The 1,269-nt window shown below is 64.6% G+C and carries 2 protein-coding genes; both read left to right on the top strand.

Annotated features, from left to right (window positions below; translation table 11 throughout):
• The first annotated feature begins 517 nt into the window (after nt 1-517).
• On the top strand, nt 518-721 hold the full coding sequence (locus tag AB0O34_RS36900; RefSeq protein ID WP_363923663.1) for a hypothetical protein: 204 nt from the start codon (nt 518-520) through the stop codon (nt 719-721).
• Entirely contained in the window at nt 718-1,107 is a 390-nt protein-coding gene (locus tag AB0O34_RS36905) for a Fic family protein (RefSeq protein ID WP_363923665.1), read from the top strand. Before AB0O34_RS36900 ends, AB0O34_RS36905 begins: the two co-directional genes overlap by 4 nt.
• Nucleotides 1,108-1,269: the final 162 nt, after the last annotated feature.

A 1,269-nucleotide genomic window follows, 5' to 3' on the forward strand; every position in this document is an offset into this window, starting at 1 on the left:
TCCGCTCGGGGCCGCGTTAGCCGTAGTCGCCGTTCACAGGCTGGAACTGCGCACCCTGAGAGCGATTCGGTGCTGGGTTACTGCGGCATCGGGGGCACCGGTGTCAACGCAGGTGACCCTTCGCTTCGGCGTGGTGCCCGACGGGGCTGACGACCCCGTCGGAGGAGTAGCCAGGTCGCTGGACCTCCGCTCTGGACATGCCAGAGGTTTCAGAGCGGGTGCCGCGAAGCGGTGAATTGGGCCGGTCAGGAGTCTACGGTCGCCTCCCACAACGCGGATAGGGGAAGAGCGCGCATTCGGTCTCCGAAAGGGAGCGTTTCCTGGCCCGCGTAGAGGACGTATCCAGTGATCAGACGGTCGCTGAGTTTGCGGGCCAGATGCTGGATTCCCCTGAAGTCGTCGGCGCGTACGGTCTCCGCCGCTTTAACCTCGATGCCGACGACATCGCCGGAGGCTCGCTCCAGAATGCCGTCCACGTACCCGAGGAGTGGTACCGAAAAGTGGTACCATTGAGAGCATGGCTGAGACCAGGCTGCGTCTCCGGGACGAGACCTACGAGCAGATCAAGCAGATAGCCAGTGGTGACGCGCAGAGCGTCAACTCCGCGATGGTCGTCGCGATCGAGGAGTACATCGCCCGGCGTCGACGCGAGCGCTACGAGGCGATGGGCAGGAAGATCGCACAACGCGATCGAGAACTGCTGGACCGCCTGGCGCGATGACCTCCTTTCCGACGACAGAGGACATCCTCGCTCTGGCCAGCGCCGTGCTCCCTGTGGTGGACGTGCGCGACGGCGGTCAGTTGCACGCGGCAGTGCTGCGTCCGCAGACATCGGTGTTCGGCGAGGACGCCTATCCGGACCTGTGGGAGAAGGCCGCCGCGCTGATGCACAGCATCGTCCTGGGCCACCCCTTGGTGGACGGCAACAAGCGACTCGGTTGGGCCGCCGCTGTAGCGTTTCTCGAGGATAACGGGGAGATACTGGAGTACCGGGATGTGGACGAGGCTGAGACTCTCGTCTTTTCGCTTGCAAAGGGCGAACTGGATGACGTCCCCGACCTGGCTCGTCGACTTCGGGGTCTCCGCGGCCAACTTGGAGCAGAGTAGAAGCGTGAGCCGGGCTACTGCGGCCTCGGCGGCACCAACGTCAAGCTAGGTGACCCATCCGAGTGGGGCGCCTGTCAGACGGGGCTGGTGGCCACGGAGGAGTAATCGTAGCTATTCAGCCTGAGTCGGAGACGAGTGCCCGACTCGTGCCCGAGCGCCCGA

Origin of the sequence: Sphaerisporangium sp. NPDC088356 (genome assembly GCF_040685555.1) — a bacterium.
GTDB lineage: Bacteria > Actinomycetota > Actinomycetes > Streptosporangiales > Streptosporangiaceae > Sphaerisporangium.

What these genes read in the sequence shown, in the direction of transcription:
- AB0O34_RS36900 (WP_363923663.1), top strand. Translation starts at nt 518, where the DNA reads ATGGCTGAGACCAGGCTGCGTCTCCGGGACGAGACCTACGAGCAGATC.
- AB0O34_RS36905 (WP_363923665.1), top strand. Translation starts at nt 718, where the DNA reads ATGACCTCCTTTCCGACGACAGAGGACATCCTCGCTCTGGCCAGCGCC.